The organism is Allobosea sp. 10L422, assembly GCF_056395345.1.
Genome location: NZ_JBFTJI010000021.1, coordinates 32,171 through 52,219 on the forward strand (window position 1 = coordinate 32,171; position 20,049 = coordinate 52,219).

A 20,049-nucleotide genomic window follows, 5' to 3' on the forward strand; every position below is an offset into this window, starting at 1 on the left:
CGCGCACGCGGTCAACGGCGCGCAGGGCATGAGAGGCTGGCAGATGAGCGATACGGTTACGCGTTTGGCTGAGATCCGGGCGGCGATCAGCCGTACCGAGCGCGATTTCGGGCGCAAGCCGGGTTCGGTTGCGCTGGTCGCCGTCTCCAAGACCAAGCCGGCCGAACAGATCATCGAGGTGCTGGAGGCTGGACAGCGCATCTTCGGCGAGAACTATGTCCAGGAGGCCAAGGCGAAGTGGCCAGCGCTGAAAGAGCGCTTCCCCGATGCCGAACTGCACATGATCGGACCGCTGCAGTCGAATAAGGCGCGCGAGGCGGTGGAGCTGTTCGACGTCATCCAGTCGCTTGACCGGGAGAGCCTGGCGAAGGAACTGGCGCGCGAGATGGCGCGGGCCGGCCGCGCGCCGAGGCTGTTCGTGCAGGTGAACACCGGCGAGGAGTCGCAAAAGGGCGGTGTCCTGCCGGTGGAGGTCGATGCCTTCATCGCCCGCTGCCGCGAGGTTCACGGTCTCGCGATCGAGGGGCTGATGTGTATCCCCCCCGCCGACGAGCCGCCTTCTCCGCATTTCGGCCTTCTGGCCAAGATCGCCGCCCGCAACGGGCTCAAAGGCCTGTCGATGGGGATGAGCGCCGACTACGAGGCGGCGATCCAGCTCGGCGCGACCTATGTGCGGGTCGGTAGCGCGATTTTTGGCGCACGGGGATGAATTCGACGTCATGCCCGGGTCTGACCCGGGCATCTCTGCGATAGGGAGGACCCAGAGCCGCCCTGGCATGAGATTCCCGGGTCTGCGTTTCGCTGCGTCCGAGAATTGACGGTCTATTTCAGGGGCTCACCGACATCGATGCGGTTGCCGTCCGGATCCTCGAAGACGAAGGCGCGTAGGCCGTAATCCTTGTCGCGCAGCCCCTTGACGATGCGCAGGCCGCGCTCGCGGACGAGGGAGTGCACCGCGTCGATGTCCTCGACCATCATATGCGCGACGTTGAACGCTGCCGGCCTGTGGCCGGGCTGGAGCGTGAGGTGCAACTCGGCGGCGTCGCGCTTCAGGATCGTGAAGCCGACGGGATTGCCGTTCTCGAAGGTTTTTCGGAAGCCGAGAGCGCCGATGTAGAAATCGCAGGCGCGGGCCATATCGGCGACCGGCAACATCGCGGCGATCCGTCCGAAGCGGAACGAGGAACCCGAATCAGTCATCGCAAATCTCAGATTGGGATCGTGCCGCGACATGGGACGGTGCCCGTGGGCGCGGCCGCTGATCCAAAGAGGATGATCGAGACGGTGCTCGCCGCTGCTTCTAGCCGAATTCGGCCTATCTGACCAGAATCCGGCAATCGCGCGCCAGCCGCGGCAGCACCTTGGCGAAGACATGGCCCTCGACCGCGACGCAGCCGGCGGTGGGCGTGAAGCCGGGGCGGGCCAGATGCCAGAAGATCGCGCTGCCGCGCCCTCGAATCACGGGCCGATCATTCCAGCCGAGCTCAACGACGACGTCGTAGAGATGGTCCTCTCGCTGCAGCCGCTCCTCGGCCTGGCCCGGCGGACGGTCGATCAGCCGATTGTAGCGGCGGTGATTCACGTCGTCGCACCAGGCGTCGCGCGGCCCGATCCGCTTTGACGGCAGCAGCGTGCGCGGCCGAGCCAGGCGGTCGGCCCGGTAGAAGACGCTGCGCAACGGCAGGGCGGTGCGTGGCGTGCCGCCGTCGCCCTCGCGCTTGTCGGTGCGGATGCCGGAGCGACCAAGCGCGCAAGGGAACACCGACGAGCCGGCGATCAGGAAGCCCTTGCGGCGGTCATGGACGGAGGCGAAGACCCGCAGCGATGAGAGTTTGCGCGGGCCTGCGGGGAAGGAAGGGCGGTTTCTCAAGGGGATTCCTGGCTGCCTGACTTGCGATGACGACTCAGCGGGCTCATGTTGCCGTAACGATTGCGTCCGAGCGAACCGTCCCATGTCCGTCGTCCATCATATTCTCCTGGTCGATGACGACCAGACCCTGCGCGATGCACTGGCCGAGCAGCTGGCGCTTTACGAGGAGTTCAGGCTGTCGACGGCCGGCACGGCCGCCGCTGCCGTGAGGGTCGTGCAGGGCGAGCGCGTCGATCTGGTCGTCATGGATGTCGGGCTGCCCGACATGGATGGCCGCGAGGCCGTCAAGGTGATGCGCAAGAACGGCTTCAAGAGCCCGGTGGTGATGTTGACCGGCCAGGGCTCGGACGCCGATACGGTGCTGGGCCTCGAGGCCGGCGCCAACGATTATGTGGTGAAGCCGTTCAAGTTCGCCGTGCTGCTGGCGCGCATCCGCGCGCATCTGCGGCAATACGAAGCGAGCGAGGACGCCATTTTTCAGGTCGGTCCCTACACCTTTCATCCCGGATCGAAGCTGCTCGTCAGCGAAAAGGGCTCGAAGACCAAGCTGACCGAGAAGGAGACCGCGATCCTGCGCTTCCTCTACCGCGCCGGCCGCAAGCCGATCGCGCGCGAGGTGCTGCTGCAGGAGGTCTGGGGCTATAACAGCCAGGTCACGACGCACACGCTCGAGACGCATATCTACCGTCTCAGGCAGAAGATCGAGCCGGATCCCGGCAATGCCCGCCTGCTCGTGACCGATGCCGGCGGCTACCGGCTGAATCCCTGACGGATGGCGCTCGACGACGATATGGCCCTGCTGGCCCGGCAGCCGCTGCTGAGCCTGATGGAGCGCGACGCGCTGCGATTGCTCGCCTTCGCGGCAGAAAGCCGCATCCTGCGTGCCGGCGACGTGCTGTTCCGCGCCGGCGAGCCCTCGGACGGGGCCGTTCTGGTGGTGTCGGGCGCGATCGCCGTTACGGCGCGGGAAGACGGCCAGCCGGCGCAGGAGATCGTCGGCCCCGGCGCCATGATCGGCGAACTCGCGCTCTTCACCTCGGTGCCGCGGCAGGTCACCGCGATCGCGCGCGAGCCGACGCGGGTCATGCGGTTGCCGCGCAGCGTGATGCGGCGCGTGCTCGGCGAATCGCCGGATTCGGCGGAGGCGATCGCCTCAGAGATCAGCACCAGGCTGCGTGGCTTCGTCGGCGAGCTCTCGGCCGTGCAAGAGGCGCTTGCCGCGATCGACCGCAAGTAAGCGCGGTGCCCTCAGGATGATGGCGGATGCCTGGCGGCGCGGATCGCCGCAAAGCGCGGCCAGAGGATGTTGATGCACAGGCCGGACAGGACCAGTCCGGCAGCAAGGAACTTCCAGCCCGGCAGCGGCTCGCCCAGCCAAATGGCGGCGGCACCCATGCCAAAGACCGGGACCAGCAACGCGGTTGGCGCGACCGTGGCGGCGGCATAGCGCGAGAGCAGCCAGCCCCAGACGGCATAGCCGAACATCACATTGCCGACGGCTTGCCAGAGCGCGGCTGCCCAGGCGGCGAGCGGGGCTCCGGTCAGCCCGTCGCGCATCGCCGGCCAACCCTCGATGAGCCAAGACAGGATGAAGAGGGGTGGCACGGCGAAGAGGCTGGTCCAGACGACATAGGCCAGCATGTCGACGCCGGGGGTGCTGCGCGACACGATGTTGCCGCCGGCCCAACAAAGCGCTGCGGCAAGCACGAGGGTGATCCCGAGCGGGGTGGTCGTGCCGTCCGCGTGCCAGAGAATGACGCCGATACCGACCGCGGCGAGCAGCAGGCCAACGAACTGGAAGGGCTGAACGCGCTCACGGGTGATCGCGGCGGCGAGCAGGATCGTGAAGAAGGACTGCGACTGCACCACCAGCGAGGCCAGCCCGGGCGCGATGAAGCCCTTGATGGCGATGAACAGCAGGCCGAACTGGCCGGCACCGATCAGGAGACCGTAGGCAGCGAGCTTGCTCCAGGGAACGGCTGGCCGCTTGAGGAAGAAAACTGCGGGCAGCAGCGCGAACGCAAAGCGCAGGCAGGCGAAGAGCAGGGGCGGGAAATGGTCGACGCCGATGCGGATGACGACGAAATTGGTGCCCCAGACCACCATCACCGCGAGGGTGAGCAGTGCATCGCGCAGGGACAGGGAGGTGGAGAGCGGCGGGTGCAACGGCTTCGGCCACGGCAATGAAAACTGCCGCGGCTATATCACGATGCGTCGGCGGTCCGTTAGGACGACCTGGCATGGCCGGGACGCCGTCCGCTCAGGCGTTGCGCGCCAAAGAGCTTGTCAGAGTTCCAGCGTCACCGTCACCGGGACATGGTCGGAAGGGCGCTCCCAGCCGCGGGCTTCGCGCAGGAAGGCGAGGTCGCGCAGCGTCGGTTTCAGCGCCTCCGACAGCCAGATATGGTCGAGCCGGCGGCCCCTGTTCGACGCTTCCCAGTCCTGCGCGCGGTAGCTCCACCAGGAATAGAGCTTCTCGGGCTCCGGGCGCAGCGTGCGTGCGGCGTCGGTCCAGCCGGTTTCGCTGCGCAGCTTCTCCAGCGTCGTGGTCTCGATCGGCGTGTGGCTGACGACGTCGAGGAGCTGCTTGTGGCTCCAGACGTCGTGCTCGTAGGGCGCGATGTTGAGGTCGCCGAGGAGGATCGCCGGCCGATCGGTCGGCTTCTTCGCCACCCCCCAGGCGCCGAGCTCGTCGAGGAAGGCGAGCTTGTGGGCGAACTTGTCGTTCTTCTCCGGATCGGGGATATCGCCGCCGGCAGGGATATAGAAGTTATGGATGGCGATGCCGGCGGCGGCGCCCGCGGCCTTGTCGAGCGTCACGGTCATGTGCCGGGCGTCGTTGCGCCCGCACATCGACATCGCCTCCTTCTCGCTGAAGGGCAGCTTCGAAACGATGGCGACGCCGTTATAGCCCTTCTGGCCGATGAAGGCCTGATGGGTATAGCCGAACTGCTGGAAAGCCTTGGCCGGGAACTGCTCGTCCGGCGTCTTGGTCTCCTGCAGACAGAGCACGTCGGGAGCGTAGGTCTTCAGGAACTCGCCGACCATGCCGATGCGCAAGCGGACGGAGTTGATGTTCCAACTGGTGACGGTGAGTTGCACGCGAGAATTCCGGCGGGAAGGAGGCCGGAAACTGGGTCGTCGGGGCGCAAAAGGCAAGCCCCGGCGCGAAGTCCGCCTGCGGGTCCGTTGAAAGGGCCGCTTAGAGCGTGCGCTGGTAGTCGATCACGAACTTCTTCGGATCGGGACGGCGCTGGGTGTCGAGATTGTAGAGCGCGACCGAGGTCTCGTAGCCCTGCGGATCGACCACGATCCATTGCCGCAGCTCATTGGCGACGAGATCGTATTTCAGCGTGATCTTCGAGGTGCCGCCCAGCGTCGAGCGGTCCTCGATCCTGACGGAAAGGATGTCACCGTCGATGCTGGCGCCGGTGAGGGTGCCTTCGCGGGCCAGGTCCATGCGCTCGCGCACGAGAAACTTCAGCGGCGTCTGGCCGATCGAGTAGATGTCCTGCGTCGCCAGGCGCTTGTCGCGCACGGCGACCGAGGTGCCGTCGGCGATGACTTCGGTGGTGGCGGGCGGCTCGTACTCGAAGCGCATCTTGCCCGGGCGCTGGATGTAGACGCGGCCTTCGAGCCGCCGGCCATTGGCGGCAAACTGGATGAAATTTCCCTGCAGCGAGGTGAAGCTGTTGAGATAGGCGTTGAGCCGCTCGATCGCCTCTTCCTGTGTGGCAGGGACAGAGCCCTTGGCCTTCGCGGGCGCGGCGGCGTGTTGCTGGGCCTCGGGCGGCTTCGTCGCAGTGGAGCCGGACGAAACCGGCTGCACGGCTGCCGGTTCGGCTGCAGCGGTTCGCGCCATGCCGAGATTGGCGGGGCGCGGCGGCGGCAGGACGATACGCGGGGCAACGGGCTTGGCCGCGGCCGGCTTCGCAGGGGAAGGGGACTGGAGCTGGAGAGGCTGGGCGGCCAGCGGCATAGCCGCGATGACGCCGCCAAAAAACGTCGCCGCCAGAACCATTTTCCGGACCGCCGGGGTCATGTGCTTGAGCAAGCTGCTCCACTCCCTGTGCCTCGGCCAACGCGCTGCCGGGCCTTGCAAGTGCGTTGCGACAAACGGGTCGGCTCAGATTGGCCCAAGGTCAACGCGCGATATGCTGCCGAGGTTGCAGCATCGTCATGGCAATTTGAGGACTGCCCTCCCCGGCCGCAAGGGCCCACAGCCCGTCACGAGCGTCATTCGTCGTGCTGGTTCTGGGTCTCGACGAGGATTTCGCGTTTTCCGGCGTGGTTTGCGGGGCCGACGATGCCCTCGTTCTCCATGCGCTCCATGATCGAGGCGGCGCGGTTGTAGCCGATCTGGAGGCGGCGCTGGATGTAGGAGGTCGAGGCCTTCTTGTCGCGCAGCACGACTTGTCCGAGACGAAGGGGCCGTGCACGCGGGTGATGCGCCCGCCACCGGCCATGTAGAGCATGTCGCCCTGGCCGAGAAGCTGCTCGGCGCCCATCTCGCCGAGGATGGTGCGGCTGTCGATCTTCGAGGTGACCTGGAAGGAGATCCGGGTCGGGAAATTCGCCTTGATCGTGCCGGTGATGACGTCGACTGAGGGCCGCTGCGTCGCCAACACGACATGGATGCCGGCGGCGCGGGCCATCTGGGCGAGGCGCTGGATCGTGCCCTCGATCTCCTTGCCGGCGACCATCATCAGATCGGCCATCTCGTCGACGATGACGACGATATAGGGCAGAGGCTCGAGGTCCATGACCTCCTCCTCGTAGACAGCCTCGCCCGAATGCTTGTCGAAGCCGGTCTGGACGGTGCGCGTGATGATCTCGCCGGCGGCCTTGGCCTCGCCGACCCTGGCATTGAAGCCGTCGATGTTGCGCACCGCGAGCTTCGACATCTTCTTGTAGCGCTCCTCCATCTCGCGCACCGCCCATTTGAGGGCGACGACCGCCTTCTTGGGGTCGGTCACGACGGGGGTGAGCAGATGCGGGATGCCGTCATAGACGGAGAGCTCGAGCATCTTGGGATCGACCATGATCAGCCGGCATTCCTCGGGCTTCAGCCGGTAGAGGATCGACAGGATCATGGTGTTGATGGCGACGGACTTGCCCGAGCCSGTGGTGCCGGCGACGAGCAGATGCGGCATGCGCGCCAAATCCGCGATCACCGGCTCGCCGCCGATGGTCTTGCCGAGGCAGAGCGCCAACTTGTGCTTGGTTGCCTCGAAATCCTGGCTGGCGAGGAGCTCGCGCAGGAAGACGGTCTCGCGCTTGCTGTTGGGCAATTCGATGCCGATGGCGTTCTTGCCCTGCACCACCGCGACACGGGCCGAGACCGCCGACCGGCATCGCCTCGGCCTGTGCCACAGGCGGCTCGGTCAAAAACTCGATCGGCGGGAGCTGGAAGCCGGCATCCTGCATCACCGGCAGCTCGACGAGGCGATGCTTGGCCTTGAAGGGGGCGGCCTTGGTCGGCTGAACCATGACGGGCTCGGGCACAACGACCGGCTCGGGCGCGGGCTCGACCACAGGGCGCGTGCTGCGTGCCAGCGGCACTCCGGGCTTCACGGCGATCACGGGGTCGACCGGGACGGGAACGTCATTCTCGACCGGCTCGATCTCGGCGGCCGGCGCACACCAGGACGGCACGGAGATCTGGAAGCTCACCTGATAGCTCTGACCCCAATTCAGACCCGACCAGGCGGGAACGATGAGCGGAGCCGAAACGGCGAGCGGCGCGGCCTCGGGCCGCTTGGCCTCGGGCTGTGCCCGCGCGCCGCCCTGAGCCCGTGGCGGCTCTTCGGAAACGGTGTCGGCCGCAGCCGGGGTGGTGGCGGCGGACCATCTCGCAGGGGGCGTGACGGTCTCGAACGAAAACTCGGCGTCGTCGCGCTCGGCCTCGGGCACGCATTCCCAGAAGGCGTGGTCGGAAATGAAGGCGAGCGGCGTCGTGGCCTCCTCGGCCTCGGCAACCGTCTCCGGCCAGACGACCTCGCCGGTCACCTCGAAGGGCTCCTCGATGATCGGGGCCATCGCCTCGTCAGGCGCGTCCAGCGGCTCGGCAAGCGATGCATCCTCGCTCTCCGGAGTGCCCCAGACCTTCTTGATGAGATGGTCCGGCGTCCGCCAGAAACGGACGCGATTCGTACTGGCCGGCGGCGCTGGAACAGCTATCGCCCTGGATTCGGTCGAAGCGGGAACAGCCTGCTCTCGCTCGACTTGCGCCGCCTTGCGCAGCTTGTCGGGCGTGCGGCTGAAACGCACGTTCTCGGGCCGGACGCAAGGCTTCTCCTGCGCCTCTTCCACGGGGCGCCGGACAGCCCGCGGCGACACCGGAGCCTGGAAGGATTCGTCGGCTTGGTCGGCGCTATAAGCCTCGGAAACGATGACGTTCGCGCGGCGGTGACGGTCAAGTTTGTGCATGGGCTTGGGCGAACACGATAACTCGTTAACCAGTCACCCAGTGCTAGCCCGGCAGGGTTAAGGCCCCATGAATCCGAGCCGTTGTTAACAGGCGAGGCAGAACTCAGTCCCGCGTGTCGTCATCCTGCAGGACGCGCCAGGCCGCCCCCTCCAGATCGGCGAATTGGCCGCTGCGCATGCACCAGAAGAAGGCGCCGAGCCCGATCAGACCGAGTCCGAGGGCGAGGGGAAACAGGATCACGATGATGTTCATGCATCTGCCTCCGAGGAAGCCCCGCGGCCGCGTGCGCGCAAGGCGTTGAGCGTCACCACCAGCGACGAGCCGGACATGGCGACGGCGGCGACGAGCGGCGTCGCCAGCCCGGCAATCGCGATCGGCACCGCAATCGCGTTGTAAAGCACGGCGAACCAAAGGTTCTGCAGCATCAGCCCGCGCGCCTTCCGTGCGATCTCGATCGCTGCGGAGACCGGGGCAAGGCTGTCACCCAGGAAAACGACATCGGCCGCCGCCTGCGCGAGATGGGTCGCGCTCACCGGCGAGATCGAGACATGGGCACCCGCGAGCGCCGGCGCATCGTTGAGGCCATCGCCGACCATCAGCACCTTGCGGCCATTCGCCGCCATGCTGTCGAGCAGGTTGAGCTTGTCGCCCGGAAGCAGGCCGGCCTGCACATGCGCGATGCCAAGCTCGGCCGCGATCGGCGCGACGGCCTCCGGGCGGTCGCCGGAGAGGATCGCGATTTCCAGCCCCGCCGCGCGCAGCGCGTCGATCGTCTCGCGCGCCGCGGGACGCAGGCTCTGGCCGAGCGCCAGAACAGTGCAGCAGGAACCGTGGCGATAAGCGATCAGCGAGGCGCCGGGATGAAGCGCCTTCACCGACTCAGCTTCGGCCTCAGCCCCGCAGAGGGCGATGCTGCCTAACCGCTGCTCGTCGTTGCCTTCGCCTGCCGTCAGGCCTTGACCGCGTTCCTCGCGGACATCGGACCTTGCGGACGCGCCTCCGAGCGCGCGCGCCAGAGCCTGTGCCAGCGGGTGGGTGCTGGCCGCCGCGAGCGCACCGATCTCGGCGCGGCGCTCAAGCGGCAAAGCCTCGGGATTGAGGATGTCCGGCTCGGGCAGGGTCAGCGTTCCCGTCTTGTCGAAGACGGCGATGTCGGCTTCCGCGAGGCGCTCCAGCGCATCGCCCTCCTTCAGCATGATCTTGCGCTTGAACAGGGCGGAAGCCGCGACGACCTGCACCGCCGGGATCGCAAGCCCAAGCGCGCAGGGGCAGGTGATGATCAGCACGGTGACGGCGATCATCAGCGCCTCCGGCCACGCCAGCCCCCATGCCAGCCAGCCGAGGAATGTCGTGGCCGCCAAAGTGTGGACCACCGGCGCATAGAGCCGCGCCGCCCGGTCCGACAGGCGGACATAGCGCGAGCGGCTGCCCACGGCCTGACTCATCAGCCGGTCGATCTCGTCGAGCAGCGTGCCCTGCCCGGCAGCCTCGACCCGCACCGTCAGCGCGCCGGTGAGGTTGAGCGTGCCGGCATGGACGCGCTCGCCATGGCCGATCGCAACAGGGGCTGTCTCGCCGGTGACGAGGCTCTGGTCGAGCGCGGAGCGGCCGGTCTCGACAACGCCATCGACCGAGACGCGCTCGCCTGGACGCACGAGAACGCGGTCGCCCGCCGCGATCGCCGCGATCGGCGTGATCGTCCAGCTGCGGTCATCGGCCAGCCGCGTCGCGGTCTCGGCCTTGAGGGCGGCAAGATTGCCGGCGAGGTCGCGGGTGCGCCGCCGCATCAGCTGGTCGAGATAGCGCCCGATCAGCAGGAAGAAGAGCAGCATCACCACGCCGTCGAAATAGGCGTGGCGGCCATGGGTCCAGGTTTCCGCTACCGACATGGCGAGCGCCAGCACGACGCCGATGGTGATCGGCACGTCCATGTTGACCGCGCCGGCCTTCAGCGCCCTGAGTGCGCTCTCGAAGAACGGCCGGCCGGCATAGGCCGCCGTCGGCAAGGCGATGAGCGCCGAAAGCCAATGGAAGAAGTCCCGCGTCGTCGGGTCGATGTCACCGCTGTTGCCGGACCAGACCGCGACCGAGAGCAGCATGATGTTCATCGAGGCGAAGCCGGCAACGCCCAGCCGGCGCAGCAGGCCGCGCTCCTCGGTGGCGGCGCCCTCCTCCTGCCGCTCGGGCACGAAGGGATAGGCCTTGAAGCCGAGCGCCGCGAGCTTGTCGACGACAGCTTCCGGCCGCAGCAGCGCTTCGCGCCATTCGACCGAGACGCGCTTCAGGGCGAGATTGACGCGGGCGCCGAGAATGGCGGGTTCGCGGCCGAGGCCGCTCTCGATCGCCTGCATGCAGCCGGCGCAGCGGATGCCGTCGACCGCGAGCTCCATGCTGGCGACGCCGCCATCGCGATGGCGCACGAAGACGGAAAGATCCTGCGCCGCCATCTCACTTCTCCGGCAGGGTGATGCGGCTGCGCGAGACGAAGACGACCTCCTCGCCGCGACGCGCCTTCAGCTCGAGGATCCAGGCACCGGCGTCGATACGGTCGAAGCGCGCCTCGTAGCGCCCCGGCTGGCGTTCGCTCAGCGCGACGCTGTGGTCGCGCGCGGAGGTAGCGGGGTGGCGCAGCCGCGCCGTCCCCGTGAAGCCGGAGAGCGGCTGGCCGAGCCGGTCGGCCAGCGTCACGTCGAGCGCCGCGCCCTCGCCCTGCCTTGCGAGCGTGGCCGCGGCATTCCAGCCGCGCGCGTCGCGCTCGTGCTGGCGCGCGATCTCCTGGTTGAAGTGCTGGCTGTCCTCATAGGCGCTGCGGGTCTCGACCCCCGGCATGGTCCGCAGCGCCACCGTCATGATCGTCGCATTGACCGAGATGATGACACCGAAGAACAGCACCAGCATCGCTGCAACCATGCGCCCGGTGAGCCGGAAAGGGCGGCGCGGGCGCGGGGCGGCGGGGGTGTCGCAGGACATCAGGAAAACTCCGCAGCAGCTCATGGTTTGCCTCCGGGCGCCATGAAGTGGTCGGTTGCGCGCACGGTTTCCCCGGCGAAGAGATCCGAGGCGGTGATGGTGATGGGCTGAGACGCATCGAGCGGCACGCCTGCCGGCACGGTGACGAGGACACGCACTTCTCGCGAGGTGTCCGGATCGACGTTCACGACCGGTCGGAGATCGGCGGTGGGTGCGACGCCGACCGCGTCGATGCGGATGCCCGGCAGGCCATCGACGGTGAGCGCGAAGGGGCGGACATCCGGGCGCTTGTTGAGCAGGCGCACCGCATAGGCGTTGCGGATCGAGCCGTCGCTCAGCGTCACGAAGAGTGGCGCGCGCTCGTGCAGCACCGAGATATCGGCGGTGCGACGCGTCGCAAGCTGCCAGATCATGGCTCCGCCGACGACGAGGATCAGCGCCGCATAGATCAACGTGCGCGTCCGCAGCGGGCTGTAGACGGCTGGCTTTCCGGCAATGCGCCGCTTGACGTTGATCTCGGTGTCATAGGCGATGAGCCGCTTGGGACGGTCGATCTTGGCCATCACCGTATCGCAGGCGTCGATGCACAGGCCGCACTGGATGCAGTCGAGCTGGGCGCCCTCGCGGATGTCGATGCCGACCGGGCAGACGGCGACGCATTGGTGGCAGTCGATGCAGTCGCCGGCCGGCGCGCCCTGCGCCTTGAGCTTCTGCGCCTGCTTGACCGAGACGCGCGGCTCGCCGCGGTCGTAGCGATAGGTGACGTTGAGCGCCTCGTCGTCGGTCAGGGCCGCCTGGATGCGCGGCCAGGGGCACATGAACTTGCAGACCTGCTCGCGCATGATGCCGGCGAGCGAATAGGTGGTGAAGGTTAGGATCGCGATCCAGACATAGGCCGAGATCGGCGCGGTGAAGGTCGCAAGCTCCCGCACCAGCGTCGGCGCATCGGCGAAGTAGAGCACCCAGGCGCCGCCGGTCCACCAGGCAATGACGAGCCAGACGGCGTGTTTGGCGCTCTTGCGCCAGAGCTTGTCGAAACTCCAGGGCGCCTCGTCGCCGCGCATGCGCTCGCGGCGGTCGCCCTCGAAGAAGCGCTCGACGGCGAGGAAAAGGTCGGTCCAGACCGTCTGCGGGCAGAGATAGCCGCACCAGACCCGGCCCGCGACGGCGTTCATCAGGAAGAGGACGAACGCCGCCATGATCAGCAGGCCGGTGAAGTAGTAGACCTCCTGCGGCCAGATTTCGATGAAGAAGAAGTAGAAGCGATTGTTGGCGATGTCGGCCAGCACCGCCTGATCAGGCAGATGCGGGCCGCGATCCCAGCGCAGGAACGGCAGCAGGTAGTAGATGCCGAGGCACAGGAACAGGATGAGCCATTTCGCGCGCCGGAACGGGCCGGAAACGCTCTGCGGATAGACCTTCCGCGACGCCGCAAAAAGCGGGGTGTCGTCGGGATCGGCCTCGGCGGTGCTCACGCTACTGCCCTCCCCCCAGCGAATGGACGTAGACGGTCAGCGCCTTCAGCGTGGGCTCATCAAGGCGGCCGCCCCAGGCCGGCATCACGCCGCCCCGGCTGTTGGTGATGGTCTCGGTGAGCGAGGCCATGTCCATGCCGTAAAGGCTTATCGCGTCGGTCAGGTTGGGCGCGCCCAGTTCCTGGTTGCCCTTGCCGGCGGGGCCGTGACAGGCGGCGCAGTTGTCGGCGAAGAGCTTGCGCCCAAGCGCCAGGTTGGCCTTCGGCTCGGTCGACAGGCCGGCGAGCTCGCGGACATGGTTGGCGACAGCGTTGATCTCGTCGCGCTTGAGCATGCCGTCGCGGCCGAAGGCCGGCATCTGGCTCACTCGCGTCTCGTCATTGCCGGCGACGCGGACGCCATGGCGCAGCGTCTGCATGATCGCGTCGAGCGAACCGCCCCAGAGCCAGTCGTCGTCGTTCAGATTGGGATAGCCCTTGCCCCCGGCGCCGCCGACGCCGTGGCAGGCGGCGCAGTTGTCGCCGAAGGCCGCCTTTCCCTGCGCCATCGCGATCTGGAACAGCGCCGCATCGGCCTTGATCTGCGCGGGCGTGGCGTCGGCCATGCCCGCGGCCTGGACAGCACGCTGAGCCTTCAGTTGCGCCATGTCCGCGCTGATATCGGCCCGGCTGGCGTAGCCGATCACGCCCTTGGTGGCGTCGGTCAGCAGCGGCCAGGCCGGGTAGACGATCCAGTAGCCGAAGGCCCAGACGATGGTGGCGTAGAAGATGCCAAGCCACCAGCGCGGCAGCGGGGTGTTGAGCTCGCGGATGCCGTCCCATTCATGACCGGTCGTGGCGATGCCGGTGTGAGGGTCGATATGCGGGGCGTCGTGCTTGTTCTGGTCCATGGTCAGTCCTCGCGCAGCGGATTGAGCGCGGCTTGCTCGAAGCGGGCGCGGTTCTTCGGCCAGAAGGCGTAGAGGCAGACGCCGAGGAAGACGGCGACGAAGTAGATCAGGCCGGCGGACTGGGCGAAGCCGGCGAGCCAGTGATAGGTCGTTTGCATGGCAGCCTCGCTCAGCGGATGTTGGCCTTGTCGTCGTAGAGCTTGAAGTCGACGAGCGTGCCGAGTGCCTGGAGATAGGCGATCAGGGCGTCGGCTTCGGTGATGCGCTGGGGGTTGCCGTCGAAATCACGCGACTGCACCCGCGGATAGCGCTTCTCCAGATCGGACTGGCCGGGATGGTCCGGTGTCGCCTGCGCCTTCAGGTCGCTCTGCGCCTGCGCGATCATCTCGTCAGTGTAGGGCACGCCGCCGGCGCGGTTGGCGCGCAGCTCGTCGGCGATGTCGTTGTAGTTCAGCTCGGTCTTCGCCAGGAAGGGATAGCCCGGCATGATCGACTGCGGGACGACCGCGCGCGGCTCGGCGAGATGCGCCCGCTGCCACTCGTCGGAGTACTTGCCGCCGACGCGGGCGAGGTCAGGCCCCGTCCGCTTCGAGCCCCACTGGAAGGGCTTGTCGTACATGCTCTCGGCCGCGAGCGAGTAATGCCCGTAGCGCTCGACCTCGTCGCGCAGCGGCCGGATCATCTGGCTGTGGCAGTTGTAGCAGCCCTCGCGGACATAGATGGATCGGCCGGCCAGTTCGAGCGGGGTGTAGGGGCGCATGCCCTGCACGGTCTCGATCGTGTTCTTCAGGTAGAAGAGCGGGGCGATCTCAACCAGGCCGCCGACCGAGATCACCAGCAGCACGCCGATGACCAGGATGATCGAGTTGGTCTCGAATATCTTGTGCTTGGCCCAGAGCGACCGGCGCGCGGGCTTGTGTTCGATGCTCGTCATTCCGGAAGCTCCTCAGACGGCCATGGCCAGCGGCGCCGGCGCCTCGTCGGAGAGCGGCATCTCGGCCGCGCTCTCGGAGCGCACGGTCATCCAGAGGTTGAAGGACATGATCAGCGCGCCGATCAGGAACAGGGCGCCGCCCATCGCGCGGATCACATAGAAGGGGTGCATCGCGGCGACGGTCTCGATGAAGGAGTATTCGAGGAAGCCGAGCGAAGTGTAGGCGCGCCACATCAGGCCCTGGAGGATGCCGGAAACCCACATCGCCGAGATGTAGAAGACGATGCCGAGCGTCGAGATCCAGAAGTGCCAGCTCACCAGCTTGAGCGAGTAGAGCCCCTTGCGGTTCCACAGCCAGGGCACGAGGCAGTAGATCGCGCCGAAGGAAATGTAGGCGACCCAGCCGAGCGCGCCGGAATGGACGTGGCCGATGGTCCAGTCGGTGTAGTGCGACAGGCCGTTCACCGCCTTGATCGACATCAGCGGGCCTTCGAAGGTCGACATGCCGTAGAAGGCGAGCGAGACCACCATCATCCGCAGCACGGGGTCGGTGCGCAGCCGATCCCAGGCGCCCGACAGGGTCATGATGCCGTTGATCATGCCGCCCCAGGAGGGCATCCACAGCATGATCGAGAAGGTCATGCCCAGGGTCTGCGCCCAGTCCGGCAGCGCGGTGTAGTGGAGGTGGTGCGGGCCGGCCCAGATGTAGATGAAGATCAGGGCCCAGAAGTGGATGATCGAGAGCCGGTAGCTGTAGATCGGCCGCTCCGCGCGCTTGGGCACGAAGTAGTACATGATCGCGAGGAAGCCGGCGGTGAGGAAGAAGCCGACTGCGTTATGGCCGTACCACCACTGGAACATCGCATCCTGCACGCCCGACCAGAGGCCGTAGGATTTCGGCGACAGGATCGAGACCGGCATGGCGACGTTGTTGCCGATATGCAGGACCGCGATGGTCAGGATGAAGCCGAGATAGAACCAGTTCGCCACATAGATATGCGGCTCCTTGCGCTTCATCACCGTGCCGAGGAAGACCAAGAGGTAGACGACCCAGACGATGGTCAACCAGAGGTCGGCATACCATTCGGGCTCGGCGTATTCCTTGCCCTGGGTGATCCCCAGCAGATAGCCCGTGCCGGCGATGACGATGAAGAGATTGTAGCCGAGGACGACGAACCAGGGCGAAAGCGTGCCGGCCAGCCGCGCGCGGCAGGTGCGCTGCACGACGTAGAACGAGGTGCCGATCAGCACGTTGCCGCCGAAGGCGAAGATCACGGCCGAGGTGTGCAGCGGCCGCATCCGGCCGAAATTGATCCAGGGCAGATCGAAATTGAGATCGGGGAAGGCCAGCTGCGAGGCGATGAGCAGCCCAACCGTGAAGCCGGCGATGCCCCAGACCATCGCGGCGATGGTCGCGAACTTGACCGGCTCCATGTTGTAGTTCGGCTTGCCGTCGAGTTCCTGCGGCTCGGCCGCAGGCGTGCCGTCGAAACAGCGGTTCGCGATCAGAATCACGCTGGCGGCAGCCGCTACGACGCCTAACATGGCATGGAAGGCGTAGCCGGAGTTTTCGGCCAGTGCCGAGATCACGATCAGCGGCAGCACGCAGGCCGTCGCGATCAGCATGCCGATCATTTCGCCGACAGTCGCCTGCCTGACTTGGCTTGCCGTTGCCGTCACATTCGACTCCCGCTTGGTCGCCGGCGCATGAGCGCGCCATGAACGGGAGGCTTAGCGGGCGGCCTGAGGCCGGGCGTTGATTCAGGTCAAGGGAAGCGGCTGGCAGGTTGCGACGAGAGACCGCAGTCTCAGGCCGCGACTGCGTTCATCCGCTCGGGATTCATCACGCGCACACCGCCCGGCACGATCAGGATCGTCTTGTCCTTGGCGAGGCGGGTGAAGGTACGGCTGACCGTCTCTATGGTGAGGCCGAGAAAATCGGCGATGTCCTGCCGCGTCATCGGCAGCGGCACCGTGACCGAAGGCTTGCCCAGGCGCGCCCAGCGCTGCTGCATGCCGAGCAGGAAACAGATCAGCTTCTCTTCGGCGGTGCGCCGCCCGAGGAGCATCATCTGCTCGTGGGCAAGCGTCAGCTCGTGCGTGGCGAATTCGTGGAGGCGCTTCAGCAGATGCGGCTTGGCGTCGACCAGCGCGGTATAAGCGCCGCGCGAGAAGGCGCAGGCCGCGACGTCGCCGATCGCATCGGCGGAGAAGCCATAGGCATCGCGCATGGCGAGCCCGAGGAAATCCCCCGGCAGGGCGAAGCCGACAACCTGGCGACGACCGTCCGACAGCAGCTTGTAGAGGCGCACCACGCCAGCGGTGACATTGTAGACGGAGTGAGCCTCGCGCCCCTGCGTAAACAGCGTCTCGCCAGAGGCGAAATGCGTGGGGTGCGCCAGGGATTCAAGCAGCGCCAGCTCGTCGTCGGAAAGTGACGCGCAGACGCTCACCAGGCGAACCATGCAGCTGCGGCAATTGCCCTCGCCACGGTTCGCAGTGCTACAGGCCGAAGGGTGACAGTTCACGATCGCATCTTCCCGCTTGTCGAAACGACCATAGCCGAGGCGAGCAGGGTCACAAAGCACGCTCGGCACCCTAGTCGGCGAAATTGATCCAGATCAATGCGACAACATCGCCCCCGCAACCACCGTGCGCTGCAGAAAATCGGGAGAGCCGCACGTGACCGGCGATGACATCTTCGAGGTCGCGCGCATCGCGCCGGCCGGAGCCGACGCCGTCTATGGCCTCGTCGCCATGCTGCATCCGGAGGTAACGCCCGACGACTGGGCCGCCTTCGTGCGCGAGCATTCGCAGGACGGCGCAAGGCCGCGGGGCGTCTTTGCCCTGCGCGATGGCCGCGGCATGCCGCATGCCCTGTTCACCTTCCGCGTCGCACAGACCATCAGTGGCGGAACCACGCTCGAAATCTTCGAGCTGGCGATGCTGCGCTTGCCGGGGACGCATCTGGTCGATGCGCTGCTGCGCTTTGCCAATCAGCTCGCTGTCGAGCTTGGCCTGCCCCGGATCTCGATCTCGCTGGAGCGCTCGGCCGCCTGGCCGCAGGACCACGACGCACTGCAGCGCTCGGGCTTCCAGGTCGATCGCGTGATGGTTCTGGGGCGGGCCCGGATGGAGCCCGCACCCTGGAATTGACCTGTCTCAATCCGGCCTGGCGCCGCTCCCGGGCGGCGCAAACCCGGCGGTCAGACCCGCTCCAGCGCGATGGCGATGCCCTGGCCGACGCCGATGCACATGGTGGCCAGCGCACGCTGCTTGCCGGTCAGCGACAATTCGAGCGCGGCGGTGCCGGCGATGCGGGCTCCGGACATGCCGAGCGGATGGCCGAGCGCGATCGCCCCGCCATTCGGGTTCACATGCGCGCCGTCCTCGGCGATGCCGAGATCGCGGAGAACCGCGATGCCCTGGGAGGCGAAGGCCTCGTTGAGCTCGACGATGTCGAAATCGGTCGGTTTCAGCCCCAGACGCTCGCAGAGCCTGCGGGTCGCCGGGATCGGCCCCAGCCCCATCACCCGCGGCGCGACGCCACCGGCAGCGCCACCGACGACGCGCGCCAGCGGGGTCAGGCCGTATTTCGCCGCGGCCTTCTCCGAGGCGATGATCAGCGCCGCGGCGCCGTCGTTGACGCCGGAAGCATTACCGGCGGTGACGGTGCCGCCTTCCTTGCGGAAGGGCGTCGGCAGCTTGGCGAGCTTCTCCAGCGTGGTGTCGCCGCGCGGATGCTCGTCGCTCTCGACGCGGATGGCATCGCCCTTCCGCTGCGGGATCACGACCGGCACGATCTCCTTGCCGAGGCGGCCATTCTGCTGGGCGGCGACAGCCTTGAGCTGCGAGCGCAGGGCGAAGGCATCCTGATCGGCGCGGCTGATATTGCAATCGGCGGCGACGTTCTCGCCGGTCTCAGGCATCGAATCGACGCCGTATTGCTGCTTCATCAGCGGATTGACGAAGCGCCAGCCGATCGTGGTATCGTGGATCTCGGCATGGCGCGAGAAGGCGCTGTCGGCCTTCGGCAGCACGAAGGGCGCGCGCGACATGCTCTCGACGCCGCCCGCGATCATCAGTTCGGCCTCGCCCGCCTTGATCGCGCGGGCCGCCGTGATGACGGCGTCCATCCCTGAACCGCAGAGCCGGTTCATCGTCGTGCCCGGCACCTCCTTGGGCAGGCCGGCGAGCAGCAGCGACATGCGCGCGACATTGCGGTTGTCCTCGCCCGCCTGATTGGCGCAGCCGAAGATCACATCGTCCACTGCAGCAAAATCGACGCCCGCGTAGCGCTCGACCAGGGCCTTCAGCGGCACGGCGCCGAGATCATCCGCCCGCACAGAGGACAGGGAACCGCCGAAACGGCCGATCGGCGTGCGGACATAGCCGCAGATGAAAGCGTCGCTCATCGTCGGGAACTTCCCCTCTGTCGCCGTGCTTCAGGCCCGGCCGTCAGTCGGGTGTTCTCGCTGCCCCTCCGCGCTTTGTAAAGACGAAGCGGCGCGCGGCTGCGCCCGCCGCGTCCCCCGGTCTCACTTGCCCCAGCGCAGCGCCAGAGGATCCAGCTCACGCGCGAGCTCGATCAGGCCCTCGCGGGTCTTCGGGTGCAGCGGCGTCAGCGGGTGGCGCACGGCCTCCGACTTGATCACGCCGCCTTCCTTCATCACCGCCTTGGCCGAGCGCAGGCCGCACTGGCGGTTCTCGTAGTTGATGATCGGCAGCACGCGGGCATAGAGCGCCGCCGCCTGCTTGCGGTCCCCGGCCGCATGGGCGGCGAGGATCGGCTTGATCAGGTCCGGGATCATGGCCGATGTCATGGTGCCGGTCGCGCCGGCGTCGAGATCGGCCATCAGCGTGATCGCCTCCTCGCCGTCGAAGGGGCCGACGACGGCATCGCCGCCCGCCTCGATCAGGGCGCGCAGCTTGTTCGCCGTGCCGGGCACCTCGATCTTGAAATAGCGGACGAGCGGAACCTCCTTCGCCAGCCTGACCATGAAGGGCACGGTCATGGTGACGCCGGAGAGCGGCGCGTCCTGCAGGATGACGGGCAAGCCGCAGGCGTCGGTGACAGCCTTGAAATGCTCGATCATGCCCTGCTCGTCGGCCTTGAGCAGCGCGCCGTGATAGGGCGGCATCATCATCAGCATTTTTGCGCCGGCATTGGCCGCGGCCTTGGCGCGGGCGGCGGCGATGCGCGTCGAGAAATGCGAGGTGGTGACGATGACCGGCACGCGGCCGGCGACCTGCTCGAGCGAGAGCCGCATGACCTGATCGCGCTCCTCGTCGGTCAGCAGGAACTGCTCCGAGAAGTTGGCGAGGATGCAGATGCCGTCGACGCCCTGATCGACCATCAGGTCCATGACGCGCCTGTTGCCCTCGCTATCGAGATCGCCATTGTCGTGGAAGATGGTCGGCGCGATCGGCAGGATGCCCTTGTAGGGTTCGGTCATGGCGTCATCTCGTATGGCGGACAGG

At 67.1% G+C, this 20,049-nt stretch carries 21 protein-coding genes and 1 pseudogene; 5 read left to right on the top strand and 17 right to left on the bottom strand.

Translation table 11 applies throughout. The features are described 5' to 3' along the window. Positions 1 to 43: 43 nt before the first annotated feature. Entirely contained in the window at positions 44 to 709 is a 666-nt protein-coding gene (locus AC1DEZ_RS26330; RefSeq protein ID WP_476781160.1) for a YggS family pyridoxal phosphate-dependent enzyme, read from the top strand. A 113-nt stretch (positions 710 to 822) separates the two neighbouring features. Here AC1DEZ_RS26330 and AC1DEZ_RS26335 read toward each other — a convergent pair whose 3' ends face one another. Both AC1DEZ_RS26335 and AC1DEZ_RS26340 read right to left on the bottom strand, forming a co-directional pair. After that, a complete protein-coding gene (locus AC1DEZ_RS26335; RefSeq protein WP_476781161.1) occupies positions 823 to 1,200 on the bottom strand; it encodes a glyoxalase superfamily protein in 378 nt (125 codons plus the stop codon). A gap of 115 nt (positions 1,201 to 1,315) precedes the next feature. Next, positions 1,316 to 1,870: a L,D-transpeptidase family protein gene (locus tag AC1DEZ_RS26340; protein WP_476781162.1), complete on the bottom strand. Its 555-nt coding sequence runs from the start codon at positions 1,868 to 1,870 to the stop codon at positions 1,316 to 1,318. Positions 1,871 to 1,952: 82 nt separating this feature from the next. On the opposite strand from AC1DEZ_RS26340, the gene AC1DEZ_RS26345 reads away from it, so the two are divergent. Both AC1DEZ_RS26345 and AC1DEZ_RS26350 read left to right on the top strand, forming a co-directional pair. Further along, positions 1,953 to 2,639, top strand: coding sequence for a response regulator transcription factor (locus tag AC1DEZ_RS26345; protein ID WP_476781163.1), 687 nt, complete (start codon positions 1,953 to 1,955; stop codon positions 2,637 to 2,639). Positions 2,640 to 2,642: 3 nt separating this feature from the next. Further along, positions 2,643 to 3,107 (top strand): cyclic nucleotide-binding domain-containing protein, encoded by a 465-nt coding sequence (locus tag AC1DEZ_RS26350; protein WP_476781164.1) that lies wholly within the window; start codon positions 2,643 to 2,645, stop codon positions 3,105 to 3,107. An 11-nt stretch (positions 3,108 to 3,118) separates the two neighbouring features. Here AC1DEZ_RS26350 and AC1DEZ_RS26355 read toward each other — a convergent pair whose 3' ends face one another. The 4 genes and pseudogenes from AC1DEZ_RS26355 to AC1DEZ_RS26370 form a co-directional block, all read right to left on the bottom strand. Then, positions 3,119 to 4,054: an EamA family transporter gene (locus AC1DEZ_RS26355; protein WP_476781165.1), complete on the bottom strand. Its 936-nt coding sequence runs from the start codon at positions 4,052 to 4,054 to the stop codon at positions 3,119 to 3,121. Positions 4,055 to 4,156: 102 nt separating this feature from the next. Further along, positions 4,157 to 4,972, bottom strand: a complete 816-nt coding sequence (xth, locus tag AC1DEZ_RS26360; protein WP_476781166.1) for an exodeoxyribonuclease III — start codon at positions 4,970 to 4,972, stop codon at positions 4,157 to 4,159. A 100-nt stretch (positions 4,973 to 5,072) separates the two neighbouring features. Beyond that, entirely contained in the window at positions 5,073 to 5,924 is an 852-nt protein-coding gene (locus tag AC1DEZ_RS26365) for a LolA family protein (protein WP_476781167.1), read from the bottom strand. Positions 5,925 to 6,106: 182 nt separating this feature from the next. Then, positions 6,107 to 7,227, bottom strand: a pseudogene (locus AC1DEZ_RS26370) (DNA translocase FtsK); the annotation flags it as partial. Here AC1DEZ_RS26370 and AC1DEZ_RS26375 point away from each other — a divergent pair. Continuing rightward, positions 7,148 to 8,320: a hypothetical protein gene (locus AC1DEZ_RS26375; protein WP_476781168.1), complete on the top strand. Its 1,173-nt coding sequence runs from the start codon at positions 7,148 to 7,150 to the stop codon at positions 8,318 to 8,320. The pseudogene AC1DEZ_RS26370 and the gene AC1DEZ_RS26375 sit on opposite strands and share 80 nt — an antisense overlap. 82 nt (positions 8,321 to 8,402) lie before the next feature. On the opposite strand, the gene ccoS is transcribed toward AC1DEZ_RS26375, so the two are convergent. The 9 genes from ccoS to AC1DEZ_RS26420 form a co-directional block, all read right to left on the bottom strand. Beyond that, positions 8,403 to 8,552, bottom strand: a complete 150-nt coding sequence (gene ccoS / locus AC1DEZ_RS26380; RefSeq protein WP_149130936.1) for a cbb3-type cytochrome oxidase assembly protein CcoS — start codon at positions 8,550 to 8,552, stop codon at positions 8,403 to 8,405. Beyond that, on the bottom strand, positions 8,549 to 10,747 hold the full coding sequence (locus AC1DEZ_RS26385) for a heavy metal translocating P-type ATPase (RefSeq protein WP_476781169.1): 2,199 nt from the start codon (positions 10,745 to 10,747) through the stop codon (positions 8,549 to 8,551). The genes ccoS and AC1DEZ_RS26385 overlap by 4 nt, the downstream gene beginning before the upstream one ends. A 1-nt stretch (position 10,748) precedes the next feature. After that, entirely contained in the window at positions 10,749 to 11,270 is a 522-nt protein-coding gene (locus AC1DEZ_RS26390) for a FixH family protein (RefSeq protein WP_476781170.1), read from the bottom strand. Positions 11,271 to 11,290: 20 nt separating this feature from the next. Next, on the bottom strand, positions 11,291 to 12,745 hold the full coding sequence (gene ccoG / locus AC1DEZ_RS26395) for a cytochrome c oxidase accessory protein CcoG (protein ID WP_476781171.1): 1,455 nt from the start codon (positions 12,743 to 12,745) through the stop codon (positions 11,291 to 11,293). 1 nt (position 12,746) lies between these two features. Further along, complete coding sequence (ccoP, locus tag AC1DEZ_RS26400; RefSeq protein WP_441513559.1) at positions 12,747 to 13,634, bottom strand: cytochrome-c oxidase, cbb3-type subunit III; 888 nt, start codon at positions 13,632 to 13,634, stop codon at positions 12,747 to 12,749. A 2-nt stretch (positions 13,635 to 13,636) separates the two neighbouring features. Further along, positions 13,637 to 13,792 (bottom strand): cbb3-type cytochrome c oxidase subunit 3, encoded by a 156-nt coding sequence (locus tag AC1DEZ_RS26405; RefSeq protein ID WP_441513558.1) that lies wholly within the window; start codon positions 13,790 to 13,792, stop codon positions 13,637 to 13,639. 11 nt (positions 13,793 to 13,803) lie between these two features. Continuing rightward, a complete protein-coding gene (ccoO, locus tag AC1DEZ_RS26410) occupies positions 13,804 to 14,568 on the bottom strand; it encodes a cytochrome-c oxidase, cbb3-type subunit II (protein ID WP_476781172.1) in 765 nt (254 codons plus the stop codon). A gap of 12 nt (positions 14,569 to 14,580) precedes the next feature. After that, complete coding sequence (ccoN, locus tag AC1DEZ_RS26415; RefSeq protein WP_476781195.1) at positions 14,581 to 16,194, bottom strand: cytochrome-c oxidase, cbb3-type subunit I; 1,614 nt, start codon at positions 16,192 to 16,194, stop codon at positions 14,581 to 14,583. Positions 16,195 to 16,376: 182 nt separating this feature from the next. Then, positions 16,377 to 17,033 carry a helix-turn-helix domain-containing protein gene (locus tag AC1DEZ_RS26420; RefSeq protein WP_441513556.1) on the bottom strand — a complete coding sequence of 219 codons (657 nt, stop codon included), beginning with the start codon at positions 17,031 to 17,033 and terminating at the stop codon, positions 16,377 to 16,379. A gap of 217 nt (positions 17,034 to 17,250) precedes the next feature. Here AC1DEZ_RS26420 and AC1DEZ_RS26425 point away from each other — a divergent pair, with 217 nt between their 5' ends. Continuing rightward, a complete protein-coding gene (locus AC1DEZ_RS26425; RefSeq protein ID WP_476781173.1) occupies positions 17,251 to 17,724 on the top strand; it encodes a hypothetical protein in 474 nt (157 codons plus the stop codon). 50 nt (positions 17,725 to 17,774) lie between these two features. On the opposite strand, the gene pcaF is transcribed toward AC1DEZ_RS26425, so the two are convergent. Both pcaF and AC1DEZ_RS26435 read right to left on the bottom strand, forming a co-directional pair. Next, a complete protein-coding gene (gene pcaF / locus AC1DEZ_RS26430; protein WP_441513554.1) occupies positions 17,775 to 18,983 on the bottom strand; it encodes a 3-oxoadipyl-CoA thiolase in 1,209 nt (402 codons plus the stop codon). Positions 18,984 to 19,106: 123 nt separating this feature from the next. Then, positions 19,107 to 20,024: a dihydrodipicolinate synthase family protein gene (locus tag AC1DEZ_RS26435; protein WP_476781174.1), complete on the bottom strand. Its 918-nt coding sequence runs from the start codon at positions 20,022 to 20,024 to the stop codon at positions 19,107 to 19,109. Positions 20,025 to 20,049: the final 25 nt, after the last annotated feature.